This window comes from Streptomyces marianii (genome assembly GCF_005795905.1).
In the GTDB taxonomy this organism is placed as follows: domain Bacteria; phylum Actinomycetota; class Actinomycetes; order Streptomycetales; family Streptomycetaceae; genus Streptomyces; species Streptomyces marianii.
Genome location: NZ_VAWE01000001.1, coordinates 3,417,223 through 3,434,932, shown reverse-complemented (window position 1 = coordinate 3,434,932; position 17,710 = coordinate 3,417,223). Strand labels below are relative to the sequence as shown.

General features: G+C 69.8%; 16 protein-coding genes and 3 tRNA genes. 15 read left to right on the top strand and 4 right to left on the bottom strand.

Going from position 1 to position 17,710, the window contains the following annotated elements; translation table 11 throughout:
- Positions 1-90: 90 nt before the first annotated feature.
- Both FEF34_RS15360 and FEF34_RS15355 read right to left on the bottom strand, forming a co-directional pair.
- Positions 91-747: an SDR family oxidoreductase gene (locus FEF34_RS15360; protein ID WP_138053690.1), complete on the bottom strand. Its 657-nt coding sequence runs from the start codon at positions 745-747 to the stop codon at positions 91-93.
- Between the two features lie 301 nt (positions 748-1,048).
- Positions 1,049-2,296, bottom strand: coding sequence for an amidohydrolase family protein (locus FEF34_RS15355; RefSeq protein WP_138053689.1), 1,248 nt, complete (start codon positions 2,294-2,296; stop codon positions 1,049-1,051).
- Positions 2,297-2,584: 288 nt separating this feature from the next.
- Here FEF34_RS15355 and FEF34_RS15350 point away from each other — a divergent pair.
- The 6 genes from FEF34_RS15350 (at position 2,585) to FEF34_RS15325 (ending at position 5,402) form a co-directional block, all read left to right on the top strand.
- A tRNA-Thr gene (locus FEF34_RS15350) sits at positions 2,585-2,657 on the top strand.
- A gap of 47 nt (positions 2,658-2,704) precedes the next feature.
- Positions 2,705-2,777, top strand: a tRNA-Met gene (locus FEF34_RS15345).
- Between the two features lie 86 nt (positions 2,778-2,863).
- Positions 2,864-3,028, top strand: a complete 165-nt coding sequence (rpmG, locus tag FEF34_RS15340) for a 50S ribosomal protein L33 (protein ID WP_003948671.1) — start codon at positions 2,864-2,866, stop codon at positions 3,026-3,028.
- A 120-nt stretch (positions 3,029-3,148) separates the two neighbouring features.
- Positions 3,149-3,601, top strand: a complete 453-nt coding sequence (locus FEF34_RS15335) for a MaoC family dehydratase N-terminal domain-containing protein (protein ID WP_138053688.1) — start codon at positions 3,149-3,151, stop codon at positions 3,599-3,601.
- Between the two features lie 4 nt (positions 3,602-3,605).
- Positions 3,606-4,034, top strand: a complete 429-nt coding sequence (locus tag FEF34_RS15330) for a MaoC family dehydratase (RefSeq protein WP_138053687.1) — start codon at positions 3,606-3,608, stop codon at positions 4,032-4,034.
- Between the two features lie 312 nt (positions 4,035-4,346).
- Positions 4,347-5,402 carry a UDP-N-acetylmuramate dehydrogenase gene (locus tag FEF34_RS15325; RefSeq protein WP_138053686.1) on the top strand — a complete coding sequence of 352 codons (1,056 nt, stop codon included), beginning with the start codon at positions 4,347-4,349 and terminating at the stop codon, positions 5,400-5,402.
- Between the two features lie 275 nt (positions 5,403-5,677).
- Here FEF34_RS15325 and FEF34_RS15320 read toward each other — a convergent pair whose 3' ends face one another.
- Positions 5,678-6,730 (bottom strand): adenosine deaminase, encoded by a 1,053-nt coding sequence (locus tag FEF34_RS15320; RefSeq protein ID WP_138053685.1) that lies wholly within the window; start codon positions 6,728-6,730, stop codon positions 5,678-5,680.
- A 169-nt stretch (positions 6,731-6,899) separates the two neighbouring features.
- The gene (locus tag FEF34_RS15315) at positions 6,900-8,126 is read right to left on the bottom strand and encodes a pyridoxal phosphate-dependent aminotransferase (protein WP_138053684.1); all 1,227 of its coding nucleotides are present in this window, start codon (positions 8,124-8,126) and stop codon (positions 6,900-6,902) included.
- 204 nt (positions 8,127-8,330) lie between these two features.
- On the opposite strand from FEF34_RS15315, the gene FEF34_RS15310 reads away from it, so the two are divergent.
- The 9 genes from FEF34_RS15310 to rpoB all read left to right on the top strand — a co-directional run bounded on the left by FEF34_RS15310 (position 8,331) and on the right by rpoB (position 17,694).
- Positions 8,331-8,403: transfer RNA gene (locus FEF34_RS15310), tRNA-Trp, on the top strand.
- 106 nt (positions 8,404-8,509) lie between these two features.
- Entirely contained in the window at positions 8,510-8,797 is a 288-nt protein-coding gene (secE, locus tag FEF34_RS15305; RefSeq protein WP_093656441.1) for a preprotein translocase subunit SecE, read from the top strand.
- Positions 8,798-8,871: 74 nt separating this feature from the next.
- Complete coding sequence (nusG, locus tag FEF34_RS15300; protein ID WP_138053683.1) at positions 8,872-9,756, top strand: transcription termination/antitermination protein NusG; 885 nt, start codon at positions 8,872-8,874, stop codon at positions 9,754-9,756.
- A gap of 174 nt (positions 9,757-9,930) precedes the next feature.
- Positions 9,931-10,365 (top strand): 50S ribosomal protein L11, encoded by a 435-nt coding sequence (gene rplK, locus FEF34_RS15295; protein ID WP_138053682.1) that lies wholly within the window; start codon positions 9,931-9,933, stop codon positions 10,363-10,365.
- Positions 10,366-10,447: 82 nt separating this feature from the next.
- A complete protein-coding gene (gene rplA, locus FEF34_RS15290) occupies positions 10,448-11,170 on the top strand; it encodes a 50S ribosomal protein L1 (protein WP_138053681.1) in 723 nt (240 codons plus the stop codon).
- Positions 11,171-11,326: 156 nt separating this feature from the next.
- Complete coding sequence (locus tag FEF34_RS15285; protein ID WP_138057503.1) at positions 11,327-12,271, top strand: LolA-like protein; 945 nt, start codon at positions 11,327-11,329, stop codon at positions 12,269-12,271.
- A 362-nt stretch (positions 12,272-12,633) separates the two neighbouring features.
- A complete protein-coding gene (rplJ, locus tag FEF34_RS15280) occupies positions 12,634-13,164 on the top strand; it encodes a 50S ribosomal protein L10 (protein ID WP_138053680.1) in 531 nt (176 codons plus the stop codon).
- Positions 13,165-13,277: 113 nt separating this feature from the next.
- A complete protein-coding gene (rplL, locus tag FEF34_RS15275; RefSeq protein ID WP_138053679.1) occupies positions 13,278-13,667 on the top strand; it encodes a 50S ribosomal protein L7/L12 in 390 nt (129 codons plus the stop codon).
- Between the two features lie 541 nt (positions 13,668-14,208).
- Entirely contained in the window at positions 14,209-17,694 is a 3,486-nt protein-coding gene (gene rpoB / locus FEF34_RS15265; RefSeq protein WP_138053678.1) for a DNA-directed RNA polymerase subunit beta, read from the top strand.
- Positions 17,695-17,710: the final 16 nt, after the last annotated feature.

The window sequence follows — 17,710 nt, the reverse complement described above, 5'->3', positions numbered from 1 at the left end:
GTATCCCCGCCCCTCGCCCGTGCCCGCCGCCTCTCGCCCGTGCCCGGCCGGACCGAGCCGTACCCCGCGGCATCGGCCGTGCCGCGGGGGTCAGTTGCCGGCGACCGCCTTCACCGCGACCGAGACCGGGACGTTTCCGCCGATCAGGTCGAGGGCCAGCCCCGCCGTGGCCGAGGTCTCCAGCAGTTCCGCGATCACCGCGGCCACGTCGTCCCGGGGGATGGGTCCGCGTCCGGTGCGGGCCTCCAGCCGGACCAGCCCGGTTCCGGCGTCGTTCGTCAGCATTCCGGGGCGCAGGATCGTCCAGTCCAGGGTCTCCTTGCCCCTGACGTAGGCGTCCGCCTCGCCCTTCATCCGCAGGTACTCGTCGAACACCTCGTCGCCCCGGTGCTCCGGGTCGGCGCCCATGGACGAGATGACGATGTGCCGCCGCACTCGGGCCCGTTCGGCCGCGTCGGCGAAGAGGACCGCGGCGTCCCGGTCCACGGTCTTCTTCCGCTCGGCGCCGCTTCCCGGCCCGGCGCCCGCCGCGAACACCGCGGCGTCCGCGCCCTGGAGCACCGCGGCGACCTCCTCCACCGAGGCGGACTCGAGGTCGAGCAGGCACGGTTCCGCACCGGCCTCCCGCAGGTCGTCACCGTGCTCGGGTTTCCGGATGACGCCCACCGGCTCGTTCCCGCCCGCCGCGAGCAGCCGTGCCAGGCGCATCGCGATCTGGCCGTGTCCTCCTGCGATGACTATGCGCATGCTCCCGACCGTACGCCCGTCCCACGCCGGACGCTCGCGACGGTCCTGGACCCGGGCGCCATTTCCGGCCACCGTCGAGGGCTGGTCTCCGCCCCGTCTCCACCGCCCGTCTGCCCCGGGGCTCGGGTCCCGACGTCCCACCGGCGCGGCGGCGGTGCGCTCGCCCGGTCGCTCGGGACGCTCGTTCAGCCGGCGCGTCCGGCCCACCCGCCGGCCCCGGCGCCATCGACCGAGCCGGCCGTCCCGGGGCGCCCCAACCGGCGGGTGGCGTGGTGCCCGGCCCGGTTCGCCCACGCCCGTCTCACGGCCCGGGTTCGGGCCGCCCCTGCCGTGGCAGCTCCAGCGCCACCGCCGCGGCGGAGTCGCAGTACTCCCGTACCGCGCTGGTCCGTGCGACCACGCGGCCGCGGTGGATGACGATCCGGCTGTACGCCAGCGAGAGGACGCCCGGGAGGCGTTCGCCCCGGACCGCGAGGAGCTCGGCGGGGAAGCCGGCCTCCACCCGCACTTCCGGCAGGCCCATCGCCGCCCGCGCCGCCGCGCTGACCGCGTCGTACGCGTCCGGGACCCGCAGCCCGCCCTGGGACGCGAGCAGGAAGGCCGCCTCCAGCGGATCGCCGCGGCCCACCGGGTTCGCCACGTCCCGCATCGCCCCGCTGCCCGCGGCGACGGGCACTCCAGCCGCCCGCAGCAGCCGCACGGGAGCGACACCGCGCAGTTCGGAGCCCGCGCAGCCGCCCTGCGGCAGACAGACGACCGTGACCCCGGCGGCCGCCAGTTGGTCGGCCGTCCGCGACGCCACATCGGCGGGCAGCCGCGCCAGACCGGCGCACGGGCCGATGGACACACCGGGGCGCAGGCCCCCGGCCATCGCGGCCAGCCGGGCCAGCCGGGCCGGGTCGTCGCCGTCGGTGTGGAGGTCGACGGGGCAGCCGTGCTCCGCGGCGGCCTCCAGCACCGCCTCCGTGTACCCCGTCGGATCCGGATCGGCGTCCGGGCTGCCGCCCACCACGGACGCGCCCGTCTTCAGCGCGTCCCGCAGCATCACGAGGCCGTCCGCGCCCGCCACGCCGGTGAGCAGCCGGGGCACGGCGACGGCGGTCACCTCGGCGAGCCCGCGCAGCGCCCGCCGTGCCTCCAGCACGGCCTCGAGCGGGCCGAGCCCCTGCACATCGCCGATCCGCACGTGCGACCGCAGCGCCGTCGCCCCGTGCCCGAGCTGGAGCAGCGCCGCCTCGGTGGCGCGCCGTTGCACGTCCTCCGTGGCGTACGACACGGGCCCCTCCGGCGCGAGCGCGGTCAGGGCGGTGTCGGCGTGGGCGTGCGGCTCGGCGGGGGCGGGCAGCAGCAGGTAGCCGCCGAGGTCCACGCGTGCGGAGTGCGTCTTCGGCGCGGCGCTGAGACTGCCGGCGGTGCCGACGGCCTCGATGCGCGCGCCGCTCAGCCGCACGTCGACCGTGCGGCCGTCGGTGAGCCGGGCGCCGCACAGGAGCAGGGTGGTGCTGTCTGCGGTGGCGCCGTCGGGCGGCTGCGCCTGGCTGTCGGGCATCGCGCTCCTGACGGGCGGGGGAGTGGCCTGGAGACGGCCAGCGGGACGATCAAGATCACCCGGCGTGTGCCGAGCCTAGGGGCGCCTTGACCGCGCATCGAGGAGGAGCGCAATAGTCGTACCGGTGTGACCACGAGTGGCGTACGGGGGCGGGTGCGGCGGCGGGGCCCGCGGTGTCCCGTGAGGCGGCCGGGAGGGGGCTCCGCCGGTACCCGACGAAGGCGGCCAACGTGGCCCGTAAACGGATTTGGGCGATCGGCGACCGACCGTGTAATGTCTTCATCGCTCGCCCCAATAGCTCAGTCGGCAGAGCGTCTCCATGGTAAGGAGAAGGTCTACGGTTCGATTCCGTATTGGGGCTCTGGTGTTGGATGATCCTCGCCTTCGGGCGAGGGGATCCGTCATCGAAGCGGTGTAGCTCAGTCGGTAGAGCAAGCGGCTCATAATCGCTGTGTCACCGGTTCAAGTCCGGTCACCGCTACACACAGTAGCCGATTGTGGGGTCGGTCCTCCGATCGGCTACTCTTTTCTGCGTTCAATCCGTCCATCCGTCCAAGGAGCACTCACGTGGCTGCCACCGACGTCCGCCCGAAGATCACGCTGGCCTGCGTGGAGTGCAAGGAGCGGAACTACATCACCAAGAAGAACCGGCGCAACAACCCGGACCGTCTTGAGATGAAGAAGCACTGCCCGCGCTGCAACGCGCACACCGCGCACCGCGAGACGCGCTGAACCAGGCTCGAATGCGAGGCCGCCCCCACTCGGGGGCGGCCTCGCGTCGTTTGTCACGGGGTTACCGGCGAGTGTTCCGGTGGCACCGGCCAGGAACGGAAACCAGGAGGTAGCGAGTCCATGGCGCTCGACCAGTCCTTCGTCGGGCGGACCTATCCGCCCACCGCGCCGTACGAGGTCGGCCGGGAGAAGATCCGGGAGTTCGCGGAGGCCGTCGGTGACGCCAGTCCCGCCTACACGGACCCCGAGGCCGCCGAGCGGCTCGGCCACGCGGACGTGATCGCCCCGCCGACCTTCGTGTTCGCCATCACGTTCAAGGCGGCGGGACAGGTCGTCGAGGATCCGCAGCTCGGCCTGGACTACAGCCGCGTGGTGCACGGGGACCAGAAGTTCGCCTACAGCCGGCCGGTGCGGGCTGGGGACCGGCTGACGGTCACCTCCACGATCGAGGCGATCAAGTCGCTCGCGGGCAACGACATCCTGGACATCCGCGGCGAGGTGCACGACGAGGCAGGAGAGCACGTCGTCACCGCGTGGACCAAGCTGGTGGCGCGTGCCGCCGAGGAGGGCTGACCCGATGACGGCGAAGATCGCGTACGAGGACGTCGAGGTCGGCACCGAACTGCCCGCGCAGACCTTCCCGGTGACCCGGGCGACGCTGGTCCGCTACGCCGGCGCGTCCGGGGACTTCAACCCCATCCACTGGAACGAGAAGTTCGCCAAGGATGTCGGACTGCCTGACGTGATCGCGCACGGCATGTTCACGATGGCCGAGGCGGCGCGCGTGGTCACCGACTGGGCGGGCGACCCGGGCGCCGTCGTCGAGTACGGGGTCCGCTTCACCAAGCCGGTGGTCGTGCCGAACGACGACCGGGGCGCGGTCATCGAGGTCAGCGGCAAGGTCGCGGCCAAGCTGGACGGCAACCGGGTGCGCGTCGACCTGACCGCGGTCTCGGCGGGGCAGAAGGTGCTCGGGATGTCCCGGGCGGTCGTCCGCCTCGCCTGAGGGGCGCTCCACCCGACCCCGCGTTCAGGAGCGGCCACCGCTCCGGTGCGCGGTTCTTCCACGCCTTCCACGGTGCGGGGCCGGCGTCACGGCCCGGCCCCCGGCCGCTGCGGGCAGGGAGCCGGGATCCGGCCCTGCGCGCGGCCACGGTGCGGGGCCGGCGGGCTCCCCGCGACGGTGTGAGCCCGGACACGCTCCGGGCCGGGCGGGTCCCGCCCCCGCCCGGAAGCATCCTGCCGGGGCCCCGCGACCGGCCGCCCACCGCCCCGGCCGCTCCCTGGCCGGAGCGGTCCGGACCGTACCCTTGTCCCCGTGCTGGAACTCCATGACGCGCCTCTCGCCCCGCTGACCACCTTCCGTCTGGGTGGTCCGGCCACCCGTCTCGTCACGGCCACCACCGACGACGAGGTGATCGCCGCCGTCCGGGCGGCGGACGCCGCCGGGACCCCGCTGCTCCTCATCGGCGGCGGCAGCAACCTGGTGATCGGGGACAAGGGGTTCGACGGCACGGCGCTGCACATCGCCACCACCGGCTTCCGGCTGGAGGGCGGGGAGCTGGAACTCGCAGCGGGCGAGGTGTGGACCGACGCCGTGGCCCGCACCGTCGAGGCCGGACTGGCCGGACTGGAGTGCCTCTCCGGCATCCCCGGCTCGGCCGGGGCCACCCCGATCCAGAACGTCGGGGCGTACGGGCAGGAGGTCTCCAGCACCATCACCGAGGTCGTCGCCTACGACCGCCGCAGCGGCCGGACCGTCACCGTGCCGAACGCCGACTGCGGCTTCTCCTACCGCCACAGCGGCTTCAAGGCCGACCCCGAACGCCACGTGGTGCTGCGCGTCCGGTTCCGGCTGGAGGACGCGGGGGGCCTGTCCGCGCCCATCAGGTACGCGGAGACCGCGCGGCTGCTCGGGGTGGGGGTGGGTGACCGCGTACCGGTGGCGGCGGCCCGCGAGGCGGTCCTGAAGCTGCGAGCCGGCAAGGGCATGGTCCTGGACCCCGACGACCACGACACCTGGTCGGCCGGCTCCTTCTTCACCAACCCGATCCTGACCACGGCCGAGTACGAGACCTTCCTCGGCCGGGTCCGGGAGCGGCTCGGTGACGACGTCGCCCCGCCCGCCTACCCTGCCGGTGACGGGCACACCAAGACCTCCGCCGCCTGGCTCATCGACAAGGCCGGCTTCACCAAGGGCTACGGCAGCGGCCCCGCCCGCATCTCCACCAAGCACACCCTCGCCCTCACCAACCGAGGCGAGGCCACCACCGAGGACCTCCTCGCGCTCGCACGCGAAGTGGTCGCCGGAGTCCGCGACGCCTTCGGGGTCACCCTCGTCAACGAGCCGGTGACGGTCGGCGTCGGTCTCTGAGGCCGCGTTGGGGGACCGGCGCCCGGTCCGGTCGCGGGGCGGGGCGCGCGGCCGTCCGGTGCGTGCTCCTGGTCCGCCCGCCCGCCCGGCACGTGCACCCGCCGCGTCGTCGGTCGTCCGGGTACGTCGGGGTATGCCGGGGACGAGGACGGCGGTCCGCCCGGCGACGTCACGCACCGCGAGTCCCGCACACGGGCACCGCACGCGGGCTCAAGGGCGCTCGGGCGCGGTCCCGGCCCGAGCTCGCGCGGGCCGACCGCGGCGGGACTGCCGGATCAGTCCTTCAGCCACTCGTCGATACCGCCCAGCAGGCCGTCCCGCACGTGCTGCGGAGCGGTCGAGGCGCGGACCGACTGGCGGGCCAGCTCGGCCAGTTCCTCGTCGGTGAAGCCGTGATGGCGCCGGGCGATCTCGTACTGGGCCGCCAGCCGCGACCCGAAGAGCAGCGGGTCGTCAGCGCCCAGCGCCATCGGCACACCCGCGTCCCACAGTGTCCGCAGGGGTACGTCCTCGGGCTTCTCGTACACCCCGAGGGCCACGTTCGACGCGGGGCAGACCTCGCAGGTCACGCCGCGCTCCGCCAGCTTGCGCAGTAGCCGCGGGTCCTCGGCCGCGCGGACCCCGTGGCCGATCCGGGCGGCGTGGAGGTCGTCCAGGCAGTCCCGCACGGACGACGGGCCGGTCAGCTCGCCGCCGTGCGGTGCCGCCAGCAGGCCGCCGTCGCGGGCGATCGCGAACGCGCGGTCGAAGTCCCTGGCCATACCGCGGCGCTCGTCGTTGGAGAGTCCGAAACCGACCACCCCGCGGTCCGCGTAGCGCACCGCCAGTCGCGCCAGCGTGCGGGCGTCCAGCGGATGCTTCATGCGGTTGGCGGCGACCACGACGCGCATCCCCAGCCCCGTCTCCCGTGCCGCCTCGTCCACCGAGTCCAGGATGATCTCCAGGGCGGGGATCAGCCCGCCCAGCATCGGGGCGTACGAGGTGGGGTCGACCTGGATCTCCAGCCAGCCCGAGCCGTCCCGGACGTCCTCCTGGGCCGCCTCCCGCACCAGCCTCCGGATGTCCTCCGGCCGCCGCAGACACGACCGCGCCATGTCGTAGAGCCGCTGGAAGCGGAACCAGCCCCGCTCGTCCGTCGCCCGGAGCTTCGGCGGTTCGCCACCGGTCAGCGCGTCGGGGAGGTGCACACCGTACTTGTCGGCGAGCTCGAGCAGGGTGCCGGGCCGCATCGACCCGGTGAAGTGCAGATGCAGATGGGCCTTGGGCAGCAGGCTGAGATCGCGGACTCTCGGGGGGTTCGGGGGGTGTCCCCCTGACGGGCGCAGCATTGAAGGATCTTGCCGCAGACACCGGCCGAACGGCAGCCCCTTTCCCCGATCGGGTCCCTGCCCGAACGAAGAATCACGTTCCGGCGGGGAAGCGGAGCGCGGGACGGAGAACGGGCCCCGGCCGTCCGGCCGGGGCCCGCCCCTCACGTCGTCCGATGGGAACGGAACCTCAGTTCCGGGCCTCCGCCAGCAGCTTCTGCATGCGCGAGACGCCCTCGACGAGGTCCTCGTCGCCGAGCGCGTACGACAGCCGCAGGTAACCCGGCGTGCCGAAGGCCTCACCGGGAACGACCGCGACCTCGGCCTCCTCCAGGATCAGTGCCGCGAGCTCCACGGAGGTCTGCGGACGCTGCCCGCGGATCTCCTTGCCCAGGAGGCCCTTCACCGACGGGTACGCGTAGAAGGCGCCCTCGGGCTCCGGGCAGACCACGCCGTCGATCTCGTTGAGCATCCGCACGATGGTCTGCCGACGGCGGTCGAACGCCTCGCGCATCTTCGCGACCGCGTCCAGGTCGCCGGAGACCGCGGCGAGCGCGGCGACCTGCGCCACGTTGGAGACGTTGGAGGTGGCGTGCGACTGCAGGTTGGTCGCGGCCTTGACGACGTCCTTCGGGCCGACGATCCAGCCCACCCGCCAGCCGGTCATCGCGTACGTCTTCGCCACGCCGTTGACCACGATGCACTTGTCGCGTAGCTCGGGCACCACAGCGGGGATCGAGGTGAATGTGGCATCGCCGTAGACCAGGTGCTCGTAGATCTCGTCCGTCAGCACCCACAGACCGTGCTCCAGCGCCCAGCGGGCGATCGCCTCGGTGTCCGCCTCGCTGTGAACCGCGCCGGTGGGGTTGGACGGGGAGACGAACAGGACGACCTTCGTCCTCTCGGTACGGGCCGCCTCCAGCTGCTCCACGGACACCCGGTAGCCCGTGGTCTCGTCGGCGACGACCTCCACGGGGACGCCGCCGGCCAGCCGGATCGACTCCGGGTAGGTCGTCCAGTACGGCGCCGGGACGATGACCTCGTCGCCCGGGTCCAGGATCGCCGCGAAAGCCTCGTAGATCGCCTGCTTGCCGCCGTTGGTTACCAGTACCTGCGCGGGGTCGACCTCGTAGCCGGAGTCGCGGAGCGTCTTCTCCGCGATCGCCTTCTTCAGCTCGGGCAGGCCGCCGGCCGGGGTGTAGCGGTGGTACTTCGGGTTCTTGCAGGCCTCGATCGCGGCCTCGACGATGTAGTCCGGGGTCGGGAAGTCCGGCTCGCCCGCCCCGAAACCGATCACCGGACGGCCGGCGGCCTTGAGGGCCTTGGCCTTGGCGTCGACGGCGAGGGTCGCGGACTCGGAGATCGCGCCGATACGGGCGGAGACCCGGCGCTCGGTGGAAGGAGTTGCAGCGCTCATACGGTCCATCGTCCCAGAACGCGGAGTGCCCGGGCACAGGGGTTTCGCGGGTCGGGTGGCGGCTGACAGGGTCCGGACAGAACGCGGACAGGAACCGCCTCGAAGCTATCTGTTCGACGCATGGCTTCCGACCACGTACACTCACTGGTCGTTGGCCCTCACGGACCACCACCGCGGATGCGGTAGGTTTGGGGGGAACCACAAAGGGTCGTAGCTCAATTGGTAGAGCACTGGTCTCCAAAACCAGCGGTTGGGGGTTCAAGTCCCTCCGGCCCTGCTACACACACCTTCGCCAGGATGTGTGCGCATGTACGTACTTCGATGCATAGCCGTGCGGCTCGACCGGGCGCGGCACGGCCACGACCCGGAATCAGGTGAGAGACGTGACGGACGCCGTGGGCTCCATCGACATGCCTGATGCCGAGGATGAGGCGCCTGAGTCCCGCAAGAAGACCCGAAAGGGTGGCAAGCGCGGGAAGAAGGGCCCCCTGGGCCGCCTCGCGCTGTTCTACCGGCAGGTCGTCGCCGAGCTTCGCAAGGTCGTCTGGCCCACGCGCAGCCAGCTGACGACGTACACGACCGTGGTGATCGTCTTCGTGGTCATCATGATCGGTCTCGTGACCGTGATCGACTATGGCTTCCAGGCAGCCGTCAAGTACGTCTTCGGCTGATCCCGCGGAGGGCGCCTGCACGGCGCCTTTTTCGCATGTTCCACCCCATCTGTATCCAGGAAGAAGCAGCCACCGTGTCTGACCCGAACCTGAACGACGCCGTTGAGCCGAGCGACAGCCTCGAGTCCGCTGAGGACGCGCTCGACATCGTCGAGGCGGCGGACTCCGTCGACCCGGACCAGGCGGAGGCTGCTGACGCCGCTGCGGGCGAGCCCGCGGAGCAGGCCGCGATCCACGTGGACGACGAAGCCGAGGCCGTGGCCGAGGTGGACGAGGACGCGGAGGCGGCGGAGGCCGTGGCCGACGAGCAGCCCCTGGAGGAGGCCGAGCCGGAGGCTCCGGCCGACCCCGTCGCCGCGCTCCGCGAGGAGCTGCGCGGGCTGCCCGGCGAGTGGTACGTGATCCACACCTACGCCGGCTACGAGAAGCGCGTGAAGGCCAACCTGGAGCAGCGCGCCGTCTCGCTGAACGTCGAGGAGTTCATCTACCAGGCCGAGGTGCCCGAGGAAGAGATCGTCCAGATCAAGAACGGCGAGCGCAAGAACGTCCGGCAGAACAAGCTGCCCGGCTACGTGCTCGTCCGGATGGACCTGACGAACGAGTCCTGGGGCGTCGTCCGCAACACCCCCGGTGTGACCGGTTTCGTCGGCAACGCCTACGACCCCTACCCGCTGACCCTGGACGAGATCGTGAAGATGCTCGCCCCGGAGGCGGAGGAGAAGGCGGCCCGCGAGGCGGCCGAGGCCGAGGGCAAGCCGGCACCGGCCCGCAAGGTCGAGGTCCAGGTCCTGGACTTCGAGGTCGGCGACTCGGTCACCGTCACCGACGGTCCGTTCGCCACCCTGCAGGCCACGATCAACGAGATCAACGCCGACTCGAAGAAGGTCAAGGGCCTCGTCGAGATCTTCGGCCGCGAGACGCCGGTCGAGCTCAGCTTCGACCAGATCCAGAAGAACTGACGGATCGCCCCACAGCTTCCGAACAGGTCAGAGCGGCCCTCGCGGCTGTTCTGACCTGCTCGGTTTTTAGCCGCACACTGATACCCGCTATCGTGGTGCGGTATGCCTCCATCCGGATGATCGGGTGGAAGTCATGCAGTTTCAGCACACTCTCAACTGGACCCGGAGAGAGCAATGCCTCCCAAGAAGAAGAAGGTCACGGGGCTTATCAAGCTCCAGATCCAGGCCGGCGCGGCCAACCCGGCTCCGCCGGTCGGCCCCGCGCTGGGCCAGCACGGCGTCAACATCATGGAGTTCTGCAAGGCCTACAACGCCGCGACCGAGTCGCAGCGTGGCATGGTCGTGCCGGTGGAGATCACGGTCTACGAGGACCGTTCCTTCACCTTCATCACCAAGACTCCGCCGGCCGCCAAGCTGATCCTCAAGGCCGCGGGAGTGGCCAAGGGCTCCGGCGAGCCGCACAGGACCAAGGTCGGCAAGCTGACGCGCGACCAGGTCCGCGAGATCGCCACCACCAAGATGCCCGACCTGAACGCCAACGACCTGGACTCCGCCGAGAAGATCATCGCCGGCACCGCCCGTTCCATGGGCATCACGGTCGAGGGCTGACCAGCTCCCCCGAGACCTCAGTGGCAGGGCCAGCGCCGGCCCGGACCACGAACTCCACGCCTGATACACCACAGGAGAAGAAGTGAAGCGCAGCAAGGCTCTCCGCAACGCGGACGCCAAGGTCGACCGGGAGCGCAACTACGCCCCGCTCGAGGCCGTCCGAATTGCGAAGGACACCGCCACCACCAAGTTCGACGGCACCGTCGAGGTCGCCTTCCGCCTGGGCGTCGACCCGCGCAAGGCCGACCAGATGGTCCGTGGCACCGTGAACCTTCCGCACGGCACCGGCAAGACCGCCCGGGTCCTGGTCTTCGCGACCGGTGACCGTGCTGCGGCCGCGGAGGCCGCGGGCGCCGACATCGTCGGCTCCGACGAACTGATCGACGAGGTCTCGAAGGGCCGTCTGGACTTCGACGCCGTCGTCGCCACCCCGGACCTCATGGGCAAGGTCGGCCGTCTCGGCCGCGTGCTCGGTCCCCGTGGCCTGATGCCGAACCCCAAGACCGGCACCGTGACCATGGACGTCGCCAAGGCCGTCACCGACATCAAGGGCGGCAAGATCGAGTTCCGTGTCGACAAGCACGCGAACCTGCACTTCATCATCGGCAAGGTCTCCTTCGACGAGACCAAGCTGGTGGAGAACTACGCCGCGGCGCTGGAGGAGATCCTCCGTCTGAAGCCGTCCGCGGCGAAGGGCCGCTACATCAAGAAGGCGACCCTGACCACCACCATGGGTCCCGGCATCCCGCTGGACTCGAACCGCACCCGCAACCTCCTCGTCGAGGAGGACCCGGCCGCGGTCTGAGCCTGACGGCTCGCACACGGTGACACCGGCCCCCGTACCTCCTCCCGAGGCGCGGGGGCCGGTTTCTGATTACGGCGGTGTCGGTGGGGTGCGTTACCGTTCAGTCGACTTCACGGACGCAACAGAACTGAAAAGCAGGGGTGGGGAATCATGGGTATGTCGACGTGGAAGCGCGTGGGCGTCTCCCTGACGGCCGTGGCCGTCGTCGCGGGTGTCGCGGGCTGTCAGGACGGTGACGGGGGCGGGAAGAAGAAGGCCGCCGACTCCCCGCAGTCCGCCGTCCAGTCGCAGGGTGAGATCACCAAGGTGATCCAGGCCGCGTACAAGAAGACGGCGGACGCCAGGTCCGCCAAGGTCCGCATGACCATGGCCATGCCGGCGGGCATGGAGGGCGGCGGCACGATGGAGATGTCGGGTGTGCAGGGCTGGGACCCCGGTGTGCTGGACGTCACCGTGAAGGGCTCGATGCTCACCGCGGGCGACCCGGACGCGCCTTCCCAGGTGCGCATGGTCATGGTGGACCAGGCCATGTACATGGAAATGGGTGCCAAGCAGGCCGCCGAGATGGACGGCAAGCGCTGGATGAAGATGGACTTCAAGGCCGCCGCCGAGGCCAGCGGCGACAAGGCGCTCCAGAAGCAGATGACCGGCAGCCTGGAGAACATGAACCAGGACCCGGCCCAGCAGCTCGCCCTGCTGCTCGGCTCGCCGAACATCAAGCACGTCGGCGCGGAGAAGGTCGACGGCGTCGAGACACGGCACTACAAGGGCGCGCTGACCTTCCAGGAGATGCTCGACGCCAACGAGTCCCTCGACGTGCTCTCCGCGGAGGAGCGCAAGGAGCTGGTCGCCAACGTCAAGAAGGCCGGCATCACGGGCTACGACACCGAGGTCTGGGTCAACGAGGACGACTACCCGGTCAAGATGGTCGTCGGTATGAAGATGCCGCAGGGCACGATGACCATGACGGCGAACTACTCCGACTACGGCGCCGCGGCCACGGTCCAGGCGCCGCCGGCGAAGGACACCTTCGACCTCTTCAAGATGCTCAAGGAGCTGGAGGGCTCGGGCGCGGAGGGCGGCCCCGGCCTGGACGGCTGACGGCCCGGCCGACACGGCAGCGCCCGGACATCCCTGACGGGGGGGCGGTCGGCAGATCTTGCCGACCGCCCCCCGTCCACCGGTTCCGGCCGGTCCGGACGCCCGATTTGCTTGACGCCGATCCGTTCGCGTACTCTTCCCCGGAAGCCAAAGACCGCTGGTCGTTGCCGTGCCCGTGAGGGTTTCGGCGGCCGAAGGATCCGCTAGCTGCGGACGACCCGCGCAGGTGACTGTGGATGAAGCTCCCGGACGTCCGTCCGGTCGAGCCACGCCCCGTGCGCCTGCGCCGGGGCGTTTCGTTTTGCCCAGTCTCCTTCCTTCAGCCCACGCGGTCCGAATCACCCGGAAGGAGGCCGAGGCTCATGGCGAGGCCCGACAAGTCCGCCGCGGTCGCCGAGCTGACGGACAAGTTCCGCAGCTCGAGCGCCGCCGTGCTGACCGAGTACCGCGGTCTCACCGTGGCGCAGCTCAAGCAGCTGCGCCGTTCGCTCGGTGAGAACGCCCAGTACGCCGTGGTGAAGAACACGCTGACCAAGATTGCGGCCAACGAGGCCGGGATCACCTCGCTCGACGACCAGTTCGCTGGTCCGACGGCGGTCGCCTTCATCACCGGTGACCCGGTGGAGTCGGCGAAGGGTCTTCGTGACTTCGCCAAGGAGAACCCGAACCTCATCATCAAGGGCGGTGTCCTTGACGGCAAGGCGCTGTCCGCCGATGAGATCAAGAAGCTTGCGGACCTCGAGTCCCGCGAGGTTCTGCTCGCCAAGCTGGCGGGTGCCATGAAGGGCAAGCAGTCCCAGGCTGCCGCGCTCTTCCAGGCGCTCCCGTCGAAGCTCGTCCGCACCGTGGACGCGCTTCGCGCCAAGCAGGCCGAGCAGGGCGGTGCCGAGTAATTCGGCTCGCGCATTGATCCGCGCCGCCTAGCGCGCGGGTCGCAGCGGGCCCAACGTACGCCCGCCGACATGTACACCCGGCACCAGCCGATTTAGTGGAAGGACCCGCCATCATGGCGAAGCTGTCTCAGGAAGACCTGCTCGCGCAGTTCGAGGAGATGACCCTCATCGAGCTCTCCGAGTTCGTGAAGGCGTTCGAGGAGAAGTTCGACGTCACCGCCGCCGCCCCGGTCGCCGTTGCCGCCGCCGCCGGTGGCGCCGGTGCCGCTGCCGTCGAGGCCGTCGAGGAGAAGGACGAGTTCGACGTCATCCTCACCGGCGCCGGCGACAAGAAGATCCAGGTCATCAAGGTCGTGCGTGAGCTGACCTCCCTGGGCCTGAAGGAGGCCAAGGACCTCGTCGACGGCACCCCGAAGCCGGTCCTCGAGAAGGTCAACAAGGAGGCCGCCGACAAGGCCGCCGAGTCCCTCAAGGCTGCCGGTGCGGCCGTCGAGGTCAAGTGACCTTGCGAGTCTTCTGACTCCCGCGCTGTAACGCGCGCACACTGAAGGGCGATCATCCATTCGGGTGGTCGCCCTTCGGCGTTCCCTCCACCGTCGGGTGGGCGCCTTGCGATGTCCGCTGCGGAGAGTAAGGTGATCTTCGCCGTGCGCCAGGTGACGATCCCCGCAGCAGGATTGGGCTGGGGGGCCTTGACGAACCGCACGCAGCGCGCAATTCTCAGGACGCGTCGTCACAACGGTCCAAGTTCGAGGCATGGATCGGCGACCGAACGGGCAGTATCGGTGTGCGCCTCCCGGCGCACGGCATACCGCGGAGTTGAGAACAACGAGGGTCTCGGTTTACCCGCCCTGGACATCAGTGGGCCAAGTGGCTACACTGACCCTTTGCGCTGCCTGTTAGCTGCCCCCTGCCCGTCACCAGGGGCATCCCCACGCACGAGTATCGTTGACCAGAATAGCCCTGACCTGGGATTTCTGTCTTTGTGCCCGGCTTGGGACCGGTACGCGCGTAGTGAGTCCGAGCCCTCGGAAGGACCCCCTCTTGGCCGCCTCGCGCAACGCCTCGACCGCGAATACGAACAACGGCGCAAGCACCGCCCCGCTGCGCATCTCCTTTGCAAAGATCAAGGAGCCCCTCGAGGTTCCGAACCTCCTCGCGCTGCAGACCGAGAGCTTTGACTGGCTGCTCGGCAACGCCGCGTGGAAGGCTCGTGTCGAGGCGGCTCTGGAGTCCGGACAGGACGTCCCCACCAAGTCCGGTCTGGAGGAGATCTTCGAGGAGATCTCCCCGATCGAGGACTTCTCCGGGTCGATGTCGCTGACCTTCCGCGACCACCGCTTCGAGCCTCCGAAGAACTCGATCGACGAGTGCAAGGAGCGCGACTTCACGTACGCCGCCCCGCTCTTCGTCACGGCCGAGTTCACCAACAACGAGACCGGCGAGATCAAGTCCCAGACGGTCTTCATGGGCGACTTCCCGCTCATGACCAACAAGGGCACGTTCGTCATCAACGGCACCGAGCGTGTCGTGGTGTCGCAGCTGGTCCGCTCGCCGGGTGTCTACTTCGACTCCTCCATCGACAAGACGTCCGACAAGGACATCTTCTCGGCCAAGATCATCCCGTCCCGGGGTGCCTGGCTGGAGATGGAGATCGACAAGCGCGACATGGTCGGTGTGCGCATCGACCGCAAGCGCAAGCAGTCCGTCACCGTCCTCCTGAAGGCGCTCGGCTGGACCACCGAGCAGATCCTCGAGGAGTTCGGCGAGTACGAGTCGATGCGCGCCACCCTGGAGAAGGACCACACCCAGGGCCAGGACGACGCGCTGCTCGACATCTACCGCAAGCTGCGCCCGGGCGAGCCCCCGACGCGTGAGGCCGCGCAGACCCTTCTCGAGAACCTGTACTTCAACCCGAAGCGCTACGACCTCGCCAAGGTCGGCCGCTACAAGGTCAACAAGAAGCTCGGCGCGGACGAGCCGCTGGACGCCGGCGTGCTCACCACCGACGACGTCATCGCCACCATCAAGTACCTGGTCAAGCTGCACGCCGGTGAGACCGAGACGGTCGGCGAGAGCGGCACGCAGATCGTCGTCGAGACCGATGACATCGACCACTTCGGCAACCGCCGCCTGCGCAACGTCGGCGAGCTGATCCAGAACCAGGTCCGTACGGGTCTCGCCCGTATGGAGCGCGTCGTGCGCGAGCGCATGACCACCCAGGACGTCGAGGCGATCACGCCGCAGACCCTGATCAACATCCGGCCGGTCGTCGCCTCCATCAAGGAGTTCTTCGGCACCAGCCAGCTGTCCCAGTTCATGGACCAGAACAACCCGCTGTCGGGCCTGACCCACAAGCGCCGTCTGTCGGCGCTGGGCCCCGGCGGTCTGTCCCGTGAGCGGGCGGGCTTCGAGGTCCGTGACGTGCACCCGTCCCACTACGGACGCATGTGCCCGATCGAGACCCCCGAAGGCCCGAACATCGGTCTGATCGGTTCGCTCGCCTCGTACGGCCGCGTCAACGCGTTCGGCTTCGTCGAGACGCCGTACCGCAAGGTCGAGGGCGGCCAGGTCACCGACGAGGTGGACTACCTGACCGCCGACGAGGAGGACCGCTTCGTCATCGCGCAGGCCAACGCCGCGCTCAACGACGACCTGCGTTTCTCCGAGGCCCGCGTACTCGTCCGCCGCCGCGGCGGCGAGGTCGACTACGTGTCGCCCGAGGACGTGGACTACATGGACGTCTCGCCGCGCCAGATGGTGTCGGTCGCGACCGCCATGATCCCGTTCCTCGAGCACGACGACGCCAACCGCGCCCTCATGGGCGCGAACATGATGCGCCAGGCCGTTCCGCTCATCAAGGCGGAGGCCCCGCTCGTCGGCACCGGCATGGAGTACCGCTGCGCCACCGACGCCGGCGACGTCATCAAGGCGGAGAAGGACGGTGTGATCCAGGAGGTCTCGGCCGACTACGTCACCGTCGCCAACGACGACGGCACGTACACCACGTACCGCATCGCGAAGTTCTCCCGCTCCAACCAGGGCACCTCGGTCAACCAGAAGGTCGTCGTCTCCGAGGGCGACCGGGTCATCGAGGGCCAGGTCCTCGCCGACGGGCCGGCCACCGAGAACGGTGAGATGGCGCTCGGCAAGAACCTGCTCGTGGCGTTCATGCCGTGGGAGGGTCACAACTACGAGGACGCGATCATCCTGTCGCAGCGCCTCGTGCAGGACGACGTCCTCTCCTCGATCCACATCGAGGAGCACGAGGTCGACGCCCGTGACACCAAGCTCGGCCCGGAGGAGATCACCCGGGACATCCCGAACGTCTCCGAGGAGGTCCTCGCCGACCTCGACGAGCGCGGCATCATCCGTATCGGTGCCGAGGTCGTCGCCGGCGACATCCTGGTCGGCAAGGTCACCCCGAAGGGTGAGACCGAGCTGACCCCGGAGGAGCGCCTGCTTCGCGCGATCTTCGGTGAGAAGGCCCGCGAGGTCCGTGACACCTCGCTGAAGGTGCCGCACGGCGAGACCGGCAAGGTCATCGGCGTCCGCGTCTTCGACCGCGAGGAGGGCGACGAGCTTCCCCCCGGTGTGAACCAGCTGGTGCGCGTGTACGTCGCGCAGAAGCGCAAGATCACCGACGGTGACAAGCTCGCCGGCCGCCACGGCAACAAGGGCGTCATCTCCAAGATCCTGCCGATCGAGGACATGCCGTTCCTGGAGGACGGCACCCCGGTCGACATCATCCTCAACCCGCTCGGCGTCCCGTCCCGAATGAACCCGGGACAGGTCCTGGAGATCCACCTCGGTTGGCTCGCCAGCCAGGGCTGGGACGTCTCCGGTCTCGCCGACGAGTGGGCCCAGCGCCTGCAGGCCATCGGTGCCGACCAGGTCGACCCCCGCACCAACGTCGCGACCCCGGTCTTCGACGGCGCCCGCGAGGACGAGCTGGCGGGTCTGCTGGAGCACACGATCCCGAACCGCGACGGCGACCGCATGGTCCTGCCGTCCGGCAAGGCGCGCCTGTTCGACGGGCGCTCCGGCGAGCCGTTCCCGGACCCGATCTCGGTCGGGTACATGTACATCCTCAAGCTGCACCACCTGGTCGACGACAAGCTGCACGCGCGCTCGACCGGTCCGTACTCGATGATCACCCAGCAGCCGCTGGGTGGTAAGGCTCAGTTCGGTGGCCAGCGGTTCGGTGAGATGGAGGTGTGGGCGCTCGAGGCATACGGCGCCGCATACGCCCTCCAGGAGCTGCTGACCATCAAGTCCGACGACGTCACCGGCCGCGTGAAGGTCTACGAGGCCATCGTCAAGGGCGAGAACATCCCCGAGCCCGGCATCCCCGAGTCCTTCAAGGTGCTCATCAAGGAGATGCAGTCCCTGTGCCTCAACGTGGAGGTGCTGTCCTCGGACGGCATGTCCATCGAGATGCGCGACACCGACGAGGACGTCTTCCGCGCCGCGGAGGAGCTCGGTATCGACCTGTCCCGGCGCGAGCCGAGCAGCGTCGAAGAGGTCTGACGGGCCTCCCGCCACC